Raw genomic sequence first — 17088 nt, forward strand, 5'->3', positions numbered from 1 at the left:
ACCCGATAACTACCCGGACGGGTGGCGGCGGCCGACAGGCCGATGCCTACACTGATTCCACGACGAACATGAACAAACAGGAGACGACGTGCATTCCCTTCCTTTTCCGACGCCACACGGTTGCATGACGGAACCGCGCGCGCCCATCGACATGCATCGTGCCGCGCGGGCACGGCAGCCGGGCCGCGCCTGAACCGGCCGATCACGAAGCGAGAGAGCTCATGACAATCCCAACCGATTCGATCCAGCCCGCGGTATCGGGCACGTCCGGCACACGGACCGCGCGGCATCGCCTGATCAACATCGACAACGGCGGCACGCTGACCGACATCTGCGTGATGGATGGCGACAACGTGATCCGCACGAAAACGCTGACCACGCCGCACGACCTGTCGCAATGCCTGTTCGACGGGCTGCGCAAGGCGTCCGTGGCGATTTACGGCAATGAAGACCTGGAGGCGCTGCTGCTGTCGACGGCCGCGATCCGCTACTCGACGACACAGGGGACGAACGCGCTCGTGGAGCGCAAGGGGCCGCGACTCGGGCTCGTGGTCGGCGGAACGCTGTCGGCTGAGCAGGTGCGCGAAGCCGACGGCGCCGCCGGCCTGTTCGACGCGGTGATCGGCAGCCGCGCGGTCACGCTGTCCGGCGATGCGCCCGAAGCCGACGTGGTCCGCGCGGTCGGCGAACTCGCCGCGTCGGGGGCCAACCGGCTCGTCGTGGCGATCGGCGGCCCGCGCCGCGTCGAACTCGAACAGCGCCTGAAGCGCAGGCTGCTGCGCAGCTTTCCGCCGCACCTGCTCGGCGCGCTGCCGATCCTGTATGCCCACGAAATCGCCGACGATGCGAGCGACGTGCGCCGCACGTGGACCGCGCTGTTCAACGCATTCCTGCATCCGGCGATGGAGCGCTTTCTCTACAGCGCCGAACAGAAGCTGCGCGATGCGCGCGCGCAGAGCCCGCTGCTCGTGTTCCGCAACGACGGCCATGCGGGACGCGTCGCGAAGACGATCGCGCTGAAGACCTACAGTTCCGGCCCGCGCGGCGGGATGGAAGGCGCGCGCGTGCTGGCCCGGCACTACGCGTTGACGCATCTGCTGTCGATGGACATCGGCGGAACGACGACCGACATCGGTGTCGTCGACGAACGGGGCGTGCGCGCGGACCGGCGCGGCAGCGTCGAAGGCGTCGCGACGTCGTTCGCGTTGTGCGACGTGGTCAGCGCGGGCGTCGGCGGCAGCTCGATCATCCGCGTGGAAGGCGAACGCATCGCGGTCGGGCCGGAAAGCGTCGGCAGCGCGCCCGGGCCGGCCTGTTTCGGCCTGGGCGGCACGCAGGCGACGATGACCGATGCATTCACGCTGTCGGGCCTGCTCGATCCCGCGTCGTTCTTCGGCGGCAAGCTGCAGCTCGACCCGGCGCGCGCCCGCCAGGCGATTCATGCGCATGTGGCCGATCCGCTGAAGATGGGCGACCTCGAAGCGCTCGCCGCGATGGAAGCCGCGTGGGTGAAGAAGGTCGCCGACAGCCTCACCGCGTATTCGCCGATCCGGCCCGACACGACGCTCGCCGCGTTCGGCGGCGCGGGGGCGCTCGTCGCGTGCCGCGTCGCGGAGGCGATCGGTGTGAAGCGGGTGCTGATTCCAGGGCTGGCGGCCGTGTTTTCCGCCTACGGAATCGGTTTTTCGGATGTGGGTCACAGCTTCTCGGCGCCCCTTGCCGAAGCGTCCGACCGCGCACTCGCTGCTGCGATGGACACGCTGTTGACGCAGGCGTCGCGTGCGATGTTCGGTGAAGACGCGGCGATCGACGACTGCCGGTTGATTTATACGGTCGAAGCGGCCGGCGCCGACGGCCGGAGTACCGAGCACGCGGTGACCGGCACGACGCTGCCGGCCGGGCTGGCGCCGGATGCGACGCTGTCCGTGTCGCTGACCGCGATCAAACGCATGCCGCAAGCGACGCTGGACGGCCGCTTCGGCGAGGCCGACCACCAGCCCGCGGTGGCGCACGGCACGCGGCACGTCGTGGTCGATGGCCGCGAAGTCGAACTGCCGCTGTACCGCGTCGAGGATCAGCCGAAGGGCGTTGCGGTACGCGCGTCCGGCCCGGCGGTACTCGAGGAAGCGTTCTTCACGGGGCGCATCGACGCCGGCTGGCATTTCGACATCAATTCCGCCGGAGACATCCTGCTCAGCAGCGGCACGGAGAACGAATAATGAAAGTCCTGATTACCGAAACCCTGCGCATCGATCTCGGCACGGAACAGTGGGAGTGCCGGCGCTGCGGTCACGCGCACGGCAGCGCGCGCGACAACTACAAGCGCGGCCTGCTCGTCCACGATCGCGATCCGCGCGAGATTCACAAGCCGCTGCTCGATCCGGACCGCTACGCACGCACTTACTCGCCGGACCCGGACTGGTGCCGGATTCTCGAGTACTACTGCCCGGAGTGCGGCGTGCTCGTCGAAGCCGAATATCTGCCGCCGGGCCATCCGCCGCTGCACGACATCGATCTCGACATCGACGCGCTGAAGCTGCAATGGAAGGATCGCGACGAGATGACGGAGCCCGCGCAGGCGCCCGATCTCGCACTCGAACGCGTCAAGCTGCAGCGCGCGCTGCATGCAGCCGCCCATCATCGTCACACGGTCGGTGCCGGCACCGACGCGTCGTCTACTTGAGCCACGGGGAGATTCGATCATGAAACGTGTTTCCGTCGACATTGGCGGCACCTTCACCGATTGCTTCGTGGCATGGGGCGATCATTGCGTCGAGGGCAAGTCGCTCACGACCCACCACAATCTGGCGGTCGGTTTCAACGATTCGCTGGCGGACGCGTGCCGTCAGCTCGAACTGACGCCGACCCAGCTGCTGTCCGAAGTCGATTCGGTGCGCTACGCGACGACGCTCGGCACCAACGCGCTGATCGAGCGCAAGGGCCCGCGCGTCGGCCTGCTCGTCACGACGGGCTTCAAGCACACGGTGCCGCTGTCGCGGGCCCGCGGTTACGGGGAAGGGCTGTCCGAGCACGAGCAGATGGACATTCCGAATGCGGCACGCCCGGAGCCGCTCGTGGCGATCCCGCTGATCCGCGAGATTCGCGAGCGTGTCGACTACGTCGGCCAGGTGTTCTGGACGCTCGACGAGGACGACGTGCGGTTGCGTATCCGCGAGCTCGTCGACGCCGGTGCGCAGGCGCTCGTCGTGATGTTCACGAACAGCGTCGTGAACCCGGTGCACGAGCTGCGCGTGCGCGAGATTTTCCTCGAGGAGTACCCGGCGCACATGCTCGGTGCGATCCCGATGCTGCTGTCGCACCAGGTGGTCGGCCGCAAGGGCGAGTATTCGCGCGCGACGTCGTCGATCATCGACGCATTCCTGCATCAGATCATGTACCACGGGCTCGGCACGCTGGAGCTGAACCTGCGGCAGCAGGGCTATACGAAGCCGATGCTCGTCAATCACAACTCGGGCGGGATGGCGCAACTCAACTCGACCGACGCACTGCAGACCGTCCACTCGGGGCCGGTGTCGGGCATCGCCGCGAGCGAGTACCTGGCGGTGGCGGCCGAACTGGGCAACGTCGTCGCGACCGACATGGGCGGCACGAGCTTCGACATCGGGATCGTCGTGCAGGGCGGGCAGAAGTTCTACGACTTCAACCCGGTGATCGACCGCTGGCTCGTCAGCGTGCCGATGGTGCACCTCGTCGCGCTGGGGGCGGGCGGCGGCTCGATCGCGCGCTACGAGCGGATGTACAAGACGGTCGAGATCGGCCCGCAGTCGGCCGGCTCCGATCCGGGGCCCGCGTGTTACGACCGCGGCGGCCAGCATCCGACCGTCACCGACGCCGACCTGCTGCTCGGCTATCTCGATCCGAAGAACTACGCGAACGGCCGCATTCCGCTGAATCCGCGCCGCGCGAAGCAGGCGATGCAGGACGACCTGTGCGACGTGCTCGATCTCGACGTGATCGAAACGGCCAAACTGATCAAGAAGCAGGTCGACGCGTCGATGGCGAACGGCATCGCCACCGAATTGCGCACGCGCGGCTTCGAGCCGAAGGAGTTCACGGTGCTCGCGTACGGCGGCAACGGGCCGCTGCATGCGTGCGGGATCGCGTCCGCGCTCGGGGTCGCGAAAGTGCTGGCGCCGCCGTATTCGTCGACGTTCTCCGCCTGCGGTGCGGGGACGGTGAACCAGATGCATATCCACGAGATGAACACGTGGACCGTGCTGTTCAACCCGAACACGAAATCGTTCTTCCTGGATTTCGACACGTTCAACCGCGGCGTCGAGGAGCTCGAGCGGCGCGGGCGCGAGGATCTCGAACGGCAGGGGATGGATCCGTCGCAGATCCGCTACCGGCTCGAACTCGACATGCGCTACGGCAACCAGCGCGTGCAGACGGCCGTCGTCACGCCGATCTCGCGCCTGAAGACGCAGCGCGACGTGCTGACGCTGATGGAGCTGTTCCACGAGAGCTACGGCTCGCGCTTCGGGGACGGCTCGCAAAGCCCGGAAACCGGCGTGCGAATCAACACGCTGCGGGTCTGCGCGTACGTCGAACAGCCGTCGGTGAAGTTCGCGAAGCTCGCGGTCAGCGACAACCCGCTGCCGCCGCCGGAGCCGGTCGGCTATCGCGACTGCCACTTCGTCGGACACGACGGGCCGCAACGCACCGCCATCTACGACGACCGCGCGCGTGCCGAGCGCACGCAGATCGAAGGGCCGGCCGTCATCACGACACGCGCGACGACGTTCCTCGTCGAGCCGGGCTGGATCTATCAGGCGACGGCCCAGGGCGGCGCGTGGTTCCTGCGCAAGTAAGCAAGGAGTTCGACATGCAAAACGACATCAATGCGGAAGACCGGGCGCTGCTCGACAAGTTCATCGCCGACAACACGCTGTTTCTCGGCCCCGATCCCGAGATCATGCGCAATCACAGCATCCTGCCGCGCTCGAAGGTGGAAAACGACGTGCTGGCGCGCGGCGTCGACCCGCACCAGGTCCACCATGTGCGCGGGCTGATCAACTCGGCGCTGTCCGAAGCGTTCACGATGGTGAACCAGATGGGCGCGGCGCCGGGCGCGAAGTGGGGCGACCTCGTCACCGCGATCTACACCGCGCAGGGCGACCTGTCGATGATCGCGCCGCACGGGATCATCGCGTTTGCCGCGTGCTGTTTCTATCCGATCCGTTTCATCATCAAGAACTGGGTGAACGACCCGACGGTCGGCGTGAAGGACGGCGACGGCTTCATTCACAACGACGCGCGCTACGGCGGCATCCACAACACCGACCAGTCGATGATGATGCCGCTGTTCTACAAGGGCGAACTCGTGTGCTGGCTGTCGTCGACGATCCACGAGGGCGAGAACGGCTCCACCGAACCGGGCGGGCTGCCGGCCAAGGCGGAGAGCAAGTACGACGAAGGCATCAAGATGCCGCCGTTCAAGATCGTCGAGAACTTCGAGCTGAAGCGCGACCTCGTCACGTTCCTGCAGAACTCGGTGCGCGACCCGCGCCTCCAGCTCGAGGACATGAAGGTGAAGCTGCACGCGGTGCTGCGCCTGCGCGAGCGGATCATCGCGCTGCTCGACCAGTATGGTCGCGACGCGCTGATCGGCACGTTGCGCACGCACCTGGAAGACGTCGAAACGGAGATGCGCCGCCGAATTCGTGAACTGCCCGACGGCACCACGCGGGTGCTGCAGTTCATGGATTCCAGCCTGCGCGAGAACGCGCTGCAGAAGATCGCGTGCGCGATCACCGTGAAGGGCGACCGGATGGTGATGGATTTCCGCGGCTCGGCGCCGCAGTTCATGAACCGCTCGGTCAATACCAACATCGCGTCGTTCAAGGCGGCGCTGTGCACGGGCCTGCTGCAGAACATCTGGCCCGACCTGCCGCATACGATGGCCGTGCTGTCGCCGATCGAGATCATCACCGATCGCAACTCGATCCTCGATGCGGAAGGCGAGATGCCGCAGGCGATGAGCCTGATGCCGCTGTTCAAGGGTTGCGTCGTGTGGACGATTCCGATGAACAAGCTGAGCTACAGCCTGCCGCACCGCTACTCGGCGGTGATCGCGTCGCAGTACGACCAGGCGGCGACGTTCATCTACGGCGGCCTGACGCAGCACGGCGACGTGACCGGCAACTTCTGCGCGGACATCAACGGCAACGGGCAGGGCGCGCGCAGCCACGCGGATGGCGAGCATTCGATTTCGCCCGTGTTCGGCTTCATGTGCGACACCGGCGAGCACGAGATCGCGGAAGAGGATACGCCGATCATCCGTCTCGGCGCGCAGCGGCTTGCGAAGGACCGGATCGGCTGGGGCAAGTATCGCGGCGGGATGGGCTACGAGCAGATCGCGACCGCGCGCGGCTCGGGTCTGTGGGGCTTCATGACCGGCTGCGAGGGCTCGAAGTTCCCGTCGGCGCAGGGGCTGTTCGGCGGCTACTCGTGCCCGAGCTACCAGCTGATGAAGATCAAGGGCATCAACATCTTCAAGGTGCTCGAGGAGAACCCGAAGGCCGTCGACACGTTCGACATCGTCGAGCTGATGAACAAGCGGCCGATTCCCGGCGCGCAGTACAGCAGCCACGACATGGGCATGACGTTCGAGATCTGCAACGAGGGCGAGATCTACATGATCTGCCAGGGCTCGGGCGGCGGCTATGGCGACGTGCTCGAACGCGATCCGGCGCTCGTGATGAAGGATCTTCGCGAGGAGTTGATGTCGCACGAGAACGCACGCGACATCTACAAGGTCGTCTACGACGAGGAGACGCTGGTCGTGGATGTCGAGGCGACGGCAGAAGCGCGCGCGGCCGAACGGCTCGCACGGATCGCGCGCGGCAAGCCGTTCGACGCGTTCTGCGACGCGTGGGTGACGCCGGAGCCGCCTGCGACGCTGCCGTACTTCGGTAGCTGGAACGACAGCACCGAGATCTACGCGACGACGCTGGGCCAGCGCGTCAGGATGCCGGCGGACGCGATACAGGGCGCATTCATGCTCGATCCGAAGGATGTCCGGATCGCGGAGCTGGAGGCGCAGTTGGCCGGCAAGACGGCGCAAGCATAAGCCGGCGCCACGGCCGAGGCGCGGCGGGCGAGAGCCGCCGCGCCGAACGTTTTTCCCTGCAGGACGGGCGGCGGTCGCGTGATCGACGGCCGCCCGGCCTCATGCTGAACTGGAAGGCATCATGTCTCGACTCATCGAACCCGCTCGGGTACGCCGGCCGCTCTGGCTGAATCACGATCGCTACAGCGTGCCGTTGCTCGCGGGCGGCAGCGCGCCGTGGCTCGACAGTGCCGCGTGCGTCGCGTGGGCGCGTCAGGCGCACGGCTTGCTCGGATCGGACGTGCTCACGCTGCCGCTGGCGGATCTTGCCGCGGCATGGTTGGCGCGCGACGCGGCATTGACGGATGCGATGGCCGCGAACACGAAGCGCGCGCATCTGCCGCTGAAGGCGTGTCTCGCGAGCACGCCGCTGCGCGAGCATGCGGCCGCGCTGGCGGGCGCGTTGCGCGCGGCGTTGCCCGATGCGATCTTTGCGCTCGTGCTACCGTCTCCACGCGACTGGGCGGCGCTGGCGCTTGCGTCGGCAGGCGGTTCGTCGGGCGGCGAGGTCGACGAGGACGCCGCCGATGCGGCGGCGTCGAGCATCGCGGATTTCCTGAGGGTATTCGCGACGGCGGGCGTCGACGCGGTGCTGCTGCGCGAGTCGCGTACGTGGGCGGCCGACGAAACCGCGCTGTGGCTCGAACTCTATCAACCCGTCGCGAACGTCGCGACGCATTACGGCTGGGACTGGGGAATGCAATGGCCGGCGGCCGTGACGCTTGCCGACGGCCAGGGGCCGGATTTTACGATCGCGCCGGCGCGATGCGGGCACGGCGCGGCCGGTATCGTCGTGCCGGACGCGTTCTGGCAGGACGGCGGCCTGCCGGCGCCGGAACCCAAGGCGTTCGACGTGGCCGACATTCCCGCTGCGGCGCATCCGGAGACCGTTCTCGAACGGCTCGCGCTCTTACATGAAAGGCGATTGACATGGTGAACGAAGGCGAACTGCTGTGGACGCCCGACGAGACATTCGTCCGCGGCTCCCATCTTGCGCGCTATCTCGACTGGCTCGCGACCGATCGCGATCTGGTCTGTGCGGACTACGACGCACTGTGGCGCTGGTCGGTACGCGAGCCGGACGCGTTCTGGTCGTCGATCTGGCAATGGTACGGCGTGCGGTACGACGGCTCGGCGCGACGCGTGACGGATGGCGCACCGATGCCGCATACGCGCTGGTTTCCGGATGCGCGCGTGAACTACGCGGAGCATGTGCTGCAGAACGCCGCGCATGCGGGTGCGGCCCCGGCCTTCCATTACGCGTCGGAAACGCGACCGTTGCAGACGATGTCGCTTGCCGATCTCGCGAGCCAGGTGCGGCGCTTTGCGACCCGCCTGCGCGAGCTCGGCGTGGCGCCGGGCGATCGCGTCGTCGCGTATCTGCCGAACGTGCCCGAGTGCGCGATCGCGATGCTCGCGACGACCGCCATCGGCGCGATATGGTCGTCGGCCGCGATCGACTTCGGCGTGCGCACCGTCGTCGACCGCTTTCAGCAGATCGCGCCGAAGGTGCTGATCGCCGCCGACGGCTACCACTTCGGCGGCAAGGTCTTCGATCGCCGGCGCGAGGTCGCCGAGATCGCGCAGGCGTTGCCGTCGCTGCAGACGCTCGTCTGGCTGCCGAACGTGGCGGACGCGATGCCGGACGACGCGGCGTCGCTGCCGTGCGCGGTGCACGCGTGGGACGCGTTGCTCGCTGGCCCCGACGTGCCGGCCGATACGTTCCGCTTCGAGCGGGTCGGCGCCGATCACCCGTTGTGGATCGTGTTCTCGTCGGGCACCACGGGTTTGCCGAAGGCAATCGTGCATGGTCATGCCGGCATCCTGGCTGAGCACCTGAAGCTGATGCACCTGCATATGGATCTGCACCCGGGCGACGTGATGTTTTTCTACAGCACGACCGGCTGGATGATGTGGAATCTGCTGGTCGCCGCGCTGCTGACCGGCGCATCCGCCGTGCTCTACGACGGCAGCCCGATGCACGGCGGCCCCGAGTGTCTGTGGCGGCTCGCGGCCGACGCCGGCGCCACCTGCTTCGGCGGCAGTCCGACCTTCGTGCAGATGATGGAAAAATCGGGCATCGAGCCGGGGCGGCAGTTCGACCTGTCGGCACTCAGGAGCGTGCTGCTGTCCGGCGCGCCGAGCACGCCCGAGACGTTCGCGTGGTTCTACCGCAACGTGAAACCGGACCTGTGGGTCACGTCGCAATCGGGCGGCACCGAGCTGTGCAGCGGGCTGGTGGGCGCGGTGCCCTCGCTGCCGGTCCACGCGGGCGAGATCCAGGCGCGCATGCTCGGCATGGCGGTCGACGTGTGGAACGACGACGGGCAGCCGGTCGTCGACGAAGTGGGTGAACTCGTCGTGACCCAGCCGGCCCCGTCGATGCCGATCTTCTTCTGGAACGACGACGGCGGCACGCGGTATCGCGAGTCGTACTTCGAAACCTTCCCCGGCGTATGGCGGCACGGCGATTTCATGCGGCTGACGCGCGACGGTGGCTGCTACATCTACGGGCGCGCGGATTCGACGCTGAATCGATACGGCGTGCGAATCGGCTCGGCGGAGATCTATCGCGTCGTCGAGGAGATCGACGAGGTGGCCGACAGCCTGGTCGTGTGTTGCGAGCTGCCGGGCGGCCGTTTCTTCATGCCGCTGTTCGTGCGGCTGCGCCAAGGCGAGACGCTCGATGAAGCGCTGCGTGCGCGCATCGCCGAACGGTTGCGCACGCTGTGCAGCCCGCGCCACGTGCCGGACACGATGGTCGCGATGGACCAGATACCGTACACGCTGACGGGCAAGAAAATGGAGGTGCCGGTGCGCAAGATCCTGATGGGGCGTCCGGTCGAGCAGGCGGCGAGCCGTGACGCGATGGCCAATCCGGCCGCGCTCGATGCGTACGTCGCGTTTGCCGCCGAAGTGCCGCGATGATCGCGACTGCCTCGCTTCCCGAAGCGGCCGCCGCGACAGCCGATGACGACCCCGCAGCCCATGAACCGGCGGCATGCCTGCGGCCTTACTGCTGTAATCCGTTTGCAGCGTTCTCCGCGTTTTCCCGGGTGGGCGGATGGACGCCGCCGCTGCCGGACGCGCGTGCGGTGCCGGACGGCGATGCCATGGCTTGAAGCTGCCGCGCGAATGCGGCAGGATGATCGACCCGACCCTTCACCCGGATGATCGTGACCGTTTCCCGAAATGCGATCCCGCGCAGTGTGCGTCATGACGGCGTGGATCTGCGCGAGCACAAGTTTTCCCCGCCTGCCGCGCGACGCGGCGCGATCGTGCGTCACGCGTTGCTCGAACGCGTGACGCGGCTCGGCGTGCCGCACGTCGTGATCCTGCACGCGCCGCTCGGCAGCGGCAAGTCCACGCTGCTTCGGCAGATCATGGAGATCGGCACCGCGAAGCGCTGGACGGTCGGTTGGCTGACGCTCGACGAGAACGACAACGATCCGCGCCGCTTCGAAACGTACTTCATCGCGCTGGTCACGCAGATGGTGGCGGACGCGGGCGGCCCCGCGCCCGAGCAGTCGCCGGCGACGACCGACAACATGATCGACTGGGTGCTCGATCGATTCGGGCAGATTCCCGGGCCGATCGGCTTGTGCATCGACGATCTCCAGTGGATCCGCGATCCGGCGATCCTGCGTTTCCTGCGCGACCTGTTGCGCGCGCTGCCAGGCCGCTGCCGGATCTATATCGGGTCGCGCAATTTGCCGGACATCGGCGTGAGCACGCTGCTCGTCGCCGAGGAGGCGCTGGTGCTGCGGATGGAGGACCTGCGTTTCTCGCCCGAGGAATCGGTGGAATTCATGACCGCCCGGGACGACGGGGTGCTCGACGCGGATATCGCGTCGTTCGTGCAGGCGCGCACCGAGGGCTGGCCGGCGGGGTTGCAGCTGTTCAAGCTTGCGCTTGCGCGCGGCAATCCCTGGCATACGGTCGACGAGATGCGCGATTGCGGGCCGCTGGAGCTGGTGCGCTACCTGTCGGAAAACACGCTGTCGCTGCAGCCGCCGGATGTGCAGGTGTTCCTGCTGAAAACCTCGTTGCTGCGGCGCCTGAACGGATCGCTGTGCGCGGAGGCGACCGGCGCACATCACGCGGACGCCATGCTGCAGCGGCTGGAGCAGGACGGCCTGTTTCTGGAGGCGCTCGATGGCAATCCGGGCTGGTACAGATATCACAGCCTGTTTGCGCGCTTCCTGTCCGACCGCCTCGCCCAGGACGATCCCGATGGCGTGCTCGACGTGCACCGGCGCGCGGCGCACTGGTACGTGCGCCACGGCGTGCCCGAGGAGGCGATGTATCACGCGGTCGAGGCGCGCGAGTACGCGCTTGCGGTGCGCACGCTCGACGAATGGGCATCGCGGCTGATCGCGGGCGCGGAGCTGGCCACGGTGGTGTACTGGTTCGACCGGCTTCCGCTGAACGAAGTGCTCGGCAACCGCAGTCTCGCGATCAAGGTGGCATGGGCGCTCGTGTTCCTGCGTCGCGGGAGCCCGACGCATCCGTTGCTGTCGTACCTGGACCAGACGCGAGCGGGCGAACATGACGGCACCGTGCACAATCCGGACGTCGTGCTGGCGATGGCGACGATGTTCAACGACGATCTGCGCGGCGCCGCGCGTCTCGCGAACATCCCCGTGCTGCATCAGCCGGCGCGCGACATCTTCGAGGCGTTCGAACTGGGCGCCGCCGCGAACCTGCTGACGTTCAGCGCGATGGCGACGTGGAACGAGGAGGACATCCACCACATGCTCGTGCTGGCGAACAGCCACAACGATCATGCGCAGGCAGCGTTCAGCCAGGGATACACACTCGCGCTGCGCTGCATCCTGCAGGTCACCAGCGGGCAACCGAGGCTCGCGACCGAAGCGCCGCGCGCGACGTCGGGCTCGCGGCCGTGGCCCTACGTGAATCGCGGGATGGCGGCCGTAGCGTTGGCGGCCTCGCGGATCTGGGCGTGCTATGAAGCCGATGCGCTCGACATCGGGGAACGGCTGGCGACCCAGTTCGAGGACGAGATCGCGCTGGCGGCGGTGCCGGAATTCATCGCGCTGTCGATGGTCTCGATCGCGCGCATCCACGCAGCACGAGGCCGGATGATCCAGGCGCGCGACACGCTCGACACGCTCGAGCGCCTGAGTTTTCAGAGCCAGTGGTCGGGCGTGCGCCAGATGATCGCGTGGGAGCGGCTTTACTTTGCCGGGCGCAGCGGCGATGCGGCGCGTGTCGATGCGCTGCTGCAGCACGTGACGGACGACGCGTCGCCATCGGATCCCGTATGGATTCCCATCACCGAGATGCTGAGCGGGCGGCTGCTCGGCCGTATCCGGCTCGCGCTGTTCCGGCAGCAACTCGACCGGGCCGGCGAGTTGCTGAAAGCCGCGCTGGCGATCACGCCGGCGCGGCCGCTGCTGTCGGTCAAGCTGCACGTGCTGCAGGCGCTGGTGCAGCACCGGCAGGGGCATACGCGGCTCGCGCTGCGAACGCTGCAGGGCGTACGCGAAACGGCGAACGCCGGCGGCTGCCGACGCGCGCTGCTCGACGAAGGCGCCGAACTGGCCGCGTTACTCGACCAGTCGCCCGACGCGGAGATGCCGCATACGGCGCAGGCATCCGAACAACGGTTCCATACGGCGGCGTGGTACGGCGCACTGTCGCAGCGCGAACAGGAAATCCTGCGGTTGCTGTGCAGCGGGGCATCGAATCGCGAGATTTCGGAGAAGCTGTTCCTGTCCGAAAACACCGTGAAGTTTCATCTGAAGAACGTGTATCTGAAGCTGGACGTCAGGAATCGCGCGCAGGCGATTCTCAAGGCGCAACTCGACTTGCGGTGAAGCAATGCGAAGAGGACGGCAACGCGGGTTGCGTTGCCGTCCTCTTCAGTACGTCAGCTCAGACTATCGCGGCACGGGATGGTGCGGCGGAAGAGGCCGGCGACCGCGTCACGTCCGGGCAAGGCCGGCAGGCAGCCCGGCTCGCAGCTGGTAGAAGCCGTCGCGTTACGCCCCCAGGTGTTTCCGGAAAAACGGCACCAGCTGCTCCAGCGCCTGGCTGGTCGGCGCAGGCTGGTCGTACAGGTCATAGTGGGTGGCGCCGGGCACGATCTGCAGCGTCTTCTCGCTCGACCGCGCGCGGTTGTACAGGTCGAAGCCGTCGCGGTACGAACCGAACACGCCCGGCTCGCCGCCGCCGATGACGATGTGCAGCGGCTGCGTCAGCAGATGCTCGGCGAGGAAGAACGCATCCCAGCCGACCGCCGGCGCGAGGCTCGCGAAACGCAGCTGGTTCGGCGAACCGGGCTGCTGGCCGCGCGGCGTCTTGTAGTAATCGACCGCCTCGACGATGTCCACATTGGTCAGGCCCGCTTGTTCGCATTCCTGACGGGAGTTCGGGATATAGGTCGTCAGCAGCGGGGCCGCGCCGCGTGCTTCCGCCGTGCGCTGGCTGGCGATCGCGTCCAGCGTCTTCAGCGCCGAGTCGGGCGTCATGTCGCCTTCGCGCATGAGGCGGCCGTAGTTGGCGCCGACCACCGTTGCCACCGCCTTGAACCGGCGCTCGGTCATCGCGGCATTGACCGCATAACCGCCACCGCCGCAAATGCCCAGCACGCCGATGCGCTGCTCGTCCACAAACGGGAGCGTGACCAGGTAGTCCACCGCGTAGCGGAAGTCTTCCACGCGCAGCGCGGGATCTTCGCTGAAGCGCGGCTCACCGCCGCTCGCGCCCTGGGTCGATGCGTCGAAGGCCAGCGTGATGAACCCCTGCTCGGCGAGCTGTTCGCCGTAGATGCGGCCCGACGTCTGCTCCTTGCAGCTGCTGATCGGGTGCGCACAGACGATGGCCGGGTAGGTCTTCGTTTCATCGAAGTCCTTCGGCAAGCGAAGATCGGCGGCCACGTCCCACATGCGGTTCTTGAAGGTCACGGTTTTCATGGTGAGGTCCTGTCGTGTGCGCGTGGCCGGTCGTGTCGACGATCGGGCCCTGCGCGCGATGAGTGGATCCGGAACAGTCTCCCGGTGAGCGAGCCGAACGCCGGCATGCCGTCAACGAGGGCGTACCGTCGGTGCTCGCGGCAAGGAGGACTTTAGACCTTGACAGGCTCGGTGATAATCCAGAAAAATTTTGATGCAGTGATAAGCGGAGCTTCTGAATGCACGGCAACAACCTCAAGGACCTGACGGCATTCCTGCTGGTCGCCGAAGAAGGCAGCTTCACGCGCGCGGCCGCGCGCCTGGGCGTATCGCAGTCGGCGCTCAGCCAGGTCATCCGTGCGCTCGAGACGCGGCTGGGCCTGCAACTGTTCGCGCGCACCACGCGCAGCGTCTCGTTGACCGCCGCGGGCAGCCGGTTGCTGGAGCTGATCGGCCCGGCGATGGGCGAGATCGATGCGGGCCTCGACGAAATTACCCACCTGCGCGACAAGCCCGCCGGGACGGTCCGCCTCAATGCCGACGAATATGCGGTGCAGCATGTTCTGCAGCCGGCCGTGACGCGACTTCTGCCTGCGTACCCGGACATACGCGTCGAACTCAATATCGATTACGGTCTGACCGACATCGTCAGCGGCCGCTACGACGCGGGCGTGCGGCGCGGCGGGCTCGTGGCCAAAGACATGATCGCCGTGCAGATCAGCGCGCCGCATCCGATGTCGGTCGTCGGGGCGCCCGCGTATTTCGTGCGCCGGCCGGCGCCGAAACACCCGCGCGACCTGACCGAGCATCTCTGCATCAACCTGCGCCTGCCGACGCACGGCGAATATTTCCCGTGGGTGTTCGCGAAAGCGGGCAAGGAGCAGCGCGTGAAGGTCGATGGTCAACTGGTCGGCAACAGCATCGGGTCGGCGCGCGATGCCGCACTGAGCGGGCTCGGGCTGGCGTACCTGCCGCATGCGTACGTCGCCGATCAGCTGGCCGCGGGGCAACTGGTCGAAGCGCTGTCGGGCTGGCGCAAGACCTACGAGCCGTACTACCTCTACTACCCGAGCCGCCGTCATGCGTCCCCCGCGTTTTCGCTGGTGGTCGACGCACTGCGCTATCGCGGGTAGCGATCGCGGTCGCGCGCTACGGCGCCATGTCCTGCGCGAGCTCGGCAATCTGCCGGCGCAGCCACCCGTGCGCCGGATCGTCGTGCGTGCGCTCGTGCCAGATCATCGTCAACGCGAACGGCGGCACCTCGACCGGCAGCGGCACCGGCGTGACCGGCATCGACTGCGCGACGTGCCGCGCGAGACGGCGCGGCAGCACCAGCGTCATGTCGCTTTTCGCGACCACCATCGGCGCCACCAGAAAGTGCGGCAACCGCATCGCGATTCGCCGCTGCAGCCCTTGCTGCGCGAGAACTGCGTCGACCTGCTCGCCACCGCGGCCGCCGATCGTCACCAGCACGTGCGACAGCGCCGCGAAACGCTTCGGCGTCAGCCGCGCGGACAGTGCCGGATGCCCGTTGCGGACGAGGCAGACCAGGCTGTCGTCGTAGAGCTTGCGACGATAGATGCCGGCCGGCAGGGTGTCGTCGTCGAACGCGCCGAGCGCGATACCGGCCGTGCCGTCCACCACGAGTTCGACGTTGTTGCCGCGTGACGGCGGCACGTCGAGATCCATGCCGGGCGCGCGCTGCTCCAGCCGCGCATTCACGTCAGGGATCAGCGTCAGCGCCATGTGATCGAGGCTCGCGATCGAAAACTGTCCGCGCGCGGTGGCCGGATCGAATACGGCCGGCGCGACGATGCTGGCCGCTTCCGTCAGCACGCGCGACACGCGCAACGCGAGCGACGCCGCGCGCGGCGTGAACTCCAGCCCCTTCGGCGTGCGCACGACGACGCGATCGTCGAGCAGCGTGCGCAGGCGGCCCAGCGCGCGGCTTGCCGCCGGCTGCGTCAGGCCGAGCCGCGCGCCGGCCCGCGTGACGCTGCGCTCCTTGAGCAATGCGTCGAGCAGCTTGAGCAGGTTGAGATCGACGGCGCGCAAATCCACTTCGTGCATGCTGGACATGACTGGTATGCATTTGAGTTATGTGATGCCAGCCTACATCATCGAAGTCATCGCTCCAACGGGTGGAGCGTCTGACGGGAGAGCACATGTTCGTTGTTACGGGTGTCACCGGGCGCACGGGAGCCGTCGCGGCCCAGGCCCTGATCGATGCGGGCGTCGCGGTGCGCGTGGTCGTGCGCGATCGCGCGAAGGCGGCGCGCTGGGCGGCGCAGGGCGCGGAAGTGGCGGTCGCGGATCTGGCCGACGCCGCGGCCTTGACGCGTGCCTTCGCCGGCGCGCGCGGCGCGTATCTGGTCAAACCGCCCAACTATGCGCTGGAAAACCTGTTCGAACACGCGGACGTAACGACACGTGCCGTCGCCGACGCGGTGCGCGCGGCGGGCTTGCCGAAACTCGTGCTGCTGTCGTCGGTCGGCGCGGATCGGCCGGACGGCACCGGCGTGATCGCGACCAATCGCACGGCCGAGCAACGACTGGCGGAACTGGGCATGCCGGTCGTGTTCCTGCGCGCGGCGTATTTCATGGAGAACTGGGCGCGCGTCGTCGATCCGGTTCGCACGCAAGGTATTCTGCCGAGCCTGCTCGTGCCGGTCGAGCGCGCGATTCCGATGGTCGCGACCGAGGATATCGGCCGCCTCGCGGCGGATCTTTTGCGTGAAGACTGGGCGGGCATCCGGAAGATCGGCCTGGCAGGGCCGATGGCGTATTCGCCCGGCGACATCGCGGCGATCTTTGCGCGTGCGCTGAATCGACCGGTGCGGCCGGTGGCGCTCGAGCCGTCCGCATGGGCCGGGGTACTCGCGATGAATCCGTTTTCGACCGCGGCAATCGATGGATTCATCGCACTGAATCGCGGGCTGAACAGCGGTCACATCGACTTCGGGAGCGACGACACGGTCGAGCTTCGACACGGGCGCGTGCCGTTCGAACAGGTTGCCGAGGAGATCCTGCGCGCGTGAC

The 17088-nt window shown here is 67.4% G+C and carries 12 protein-coding genes; 10 read left to right on the forward strand and 2 right to left on the reverse strand.

Going from position 1 to position 17088, the window contains the following annotated elements:
* Nucleotides 1-221 precede the first annotated feature (221 nt).
* From G3N61_RS13090 to G3N61_RS13125, 8 genes are all read left to right on the forward strand, one after another.
* A complete protein-coding gene (locus G3N61_RS13090; RefSeq protein ID WP_205822625.1) occupies nt 222-2219 on the forward strand; it encodes a hydantoinase/oxoprolinase family protein in 1998 nt (665 codons plus the stop codon).
* Nucleotides 2219-2683: an acetone carboxylase subunit gamma gene (locus G3N61_RS13095; protein WP_043177211.1), complete on the forward strand. Its 465-nt coding sequence runs from the start codon at nt 2219-2221 to the stop codon at nt 2681-2683. The genes G3N61_RS13090 and G3N61_RS13095 overlap by 1 nt, the downstream gene beginning before the upstream one ends.
* Before the next feature lie 19 nt (nt 2684-2702).
* Nucleotides 2703-4832 (forward strand): hydantoinase/oxoprolinase family protein, encoded by a 2130-nt coding sequence (locus G3N61_RS13100; protein ID WP_205822626.1) that lies wholly within the window; start codon nt 2703-2705, stop codon nt 4830-4832.
* 14 nt (nt 4833-4846) lie between these two features.
* On the forward strand, nt 4847-7093 hold the full coding sequence (locus G3N61_RS13105; protein WP_205822627.1) for a hydantoinase B/oxoprolinase family protein: 2247 nt from the start codon (nt 4847-4849) through the stop codon (nt 7091-7093).
* 121 nt (nt 7094-7214) lie between these two features.
* The gene (locus G3N61_RS13110; protein ID WP_205822628.1) at nt 7215-8069 is read left to right on the forward strand and encodes a hypothetical protein; all 855 of its coding nucleotides are present in this window, start codon (nt 7215-7217) and stop codon (nt 8067-8069) included.
* A complete protein-coding gene (locus tag G3N61_RS13115; protein ID WP_205822629.1) occupies nt 8063-10060 on the forward strand; it encodes an acetoacetate--CoA ligase in 1998 nt (665 codons plus the stop codon). The genes G3N61_RS13110 and G3N61_RS13115 overlap by 7 nt, the downstream gene beginning before the upstream one ends.
* Entirely contained in the window at nt 10057-10254 is a 198-nt protein-coding gene (locus tag G3N61_RS13120; RefSeq protein ID WP_205822630.1) for a hypothetical protein, read from the forward strand. The genes G3N61_RS13115 and G3N61_RS13120 overlap by 4 nt, the downstream gene beginning before the upstream one ends.
* Nucleotides 10255-10302: 48 nt before the next feature.
* Nucleotides 10303-12972, forward strand: a complete 2670-nt coding sequence (locus tag G3N61_RS13125; RefSeq protein ID WP_205822631.1) for a LuxR C-terminal-related transcriptional regulator — start codon at nt 10303-10305, stop codon at nt 12970-12972.
* A 165-nt stretch (nt 12973-13137) separates the two neighbouring features.
* Here G3N61_RS13125 and G3N61_RS13130 read toward each other — a convergent pair whose 3' ends face one another.
* Nucleotides 13138-14130, reverse strand: coding sequence for an alpha/beta hydrolase (locus G3N61_RS13130; protein WP_346778569.1), 993 nt, complete (start codon nt 14128-14130; stop codon nt 13138-13140).
* Between the two features lie 158 nt (nt 14131-14288).
* On the opposite strand from G3N61_RS13130, the gene G3N61_RS13135 reads away from it, so the two are divergent.
* Entirely contained in the window at nt 14289-15182 is an 894-nt protein-coding gene (locus tag G3N61_RS13135; protein WP_205822634.1) for a LysR family transcriptional regulator, read from the forward strand.
* 16 nt (nt 15183-15198) lie between these two features.
* On the opposite strand, the gene G3N61_RS13140 is transcribed toward G3N61_RS13135, so the two are convergent.
* Nucleotides 15199-16128 carry a LysR family transcriptional regulator gene (locus tag G3N61_RS13140; protein WP_241017728.1) on the reverse strand — a complete coding sequence of 310 codons (930 nt, stop codon included), beginning with the start codon at nt 16126-16128 and terminating at the stop codon, nt 15199-15201.
* An 86-nt stretch (nt 16129-16214) separates the two neighbouring features.
* Between G3N61_RS13140 and G3N61_RS13145 the strand changes: the two genes are divergently transcribed.
* Complete coding sequence (locus tag G3N61_RS13145; RefSeq protein ID WP_205822636.1) at nt 16215-17087, forward strand: NmrA family NAD(P)-binding protein; 873 nt, start codon at nt 16215-16217, stop codon at nt 17085-17087.
* The last annotated feature ends 1 nt before the right edge of the window (nt 17088 follow it).

The organism is Burkholderia sp. Ac-20349 (assembly GCF_017104865.1).
GTDB classification, from domain to species: Bacteria; Pseudomonadota; Gammaproteobacteria; order Burkholderiales; family Burkholderiaceae; genus Burkholderia; species Burkholderia aenigmatica.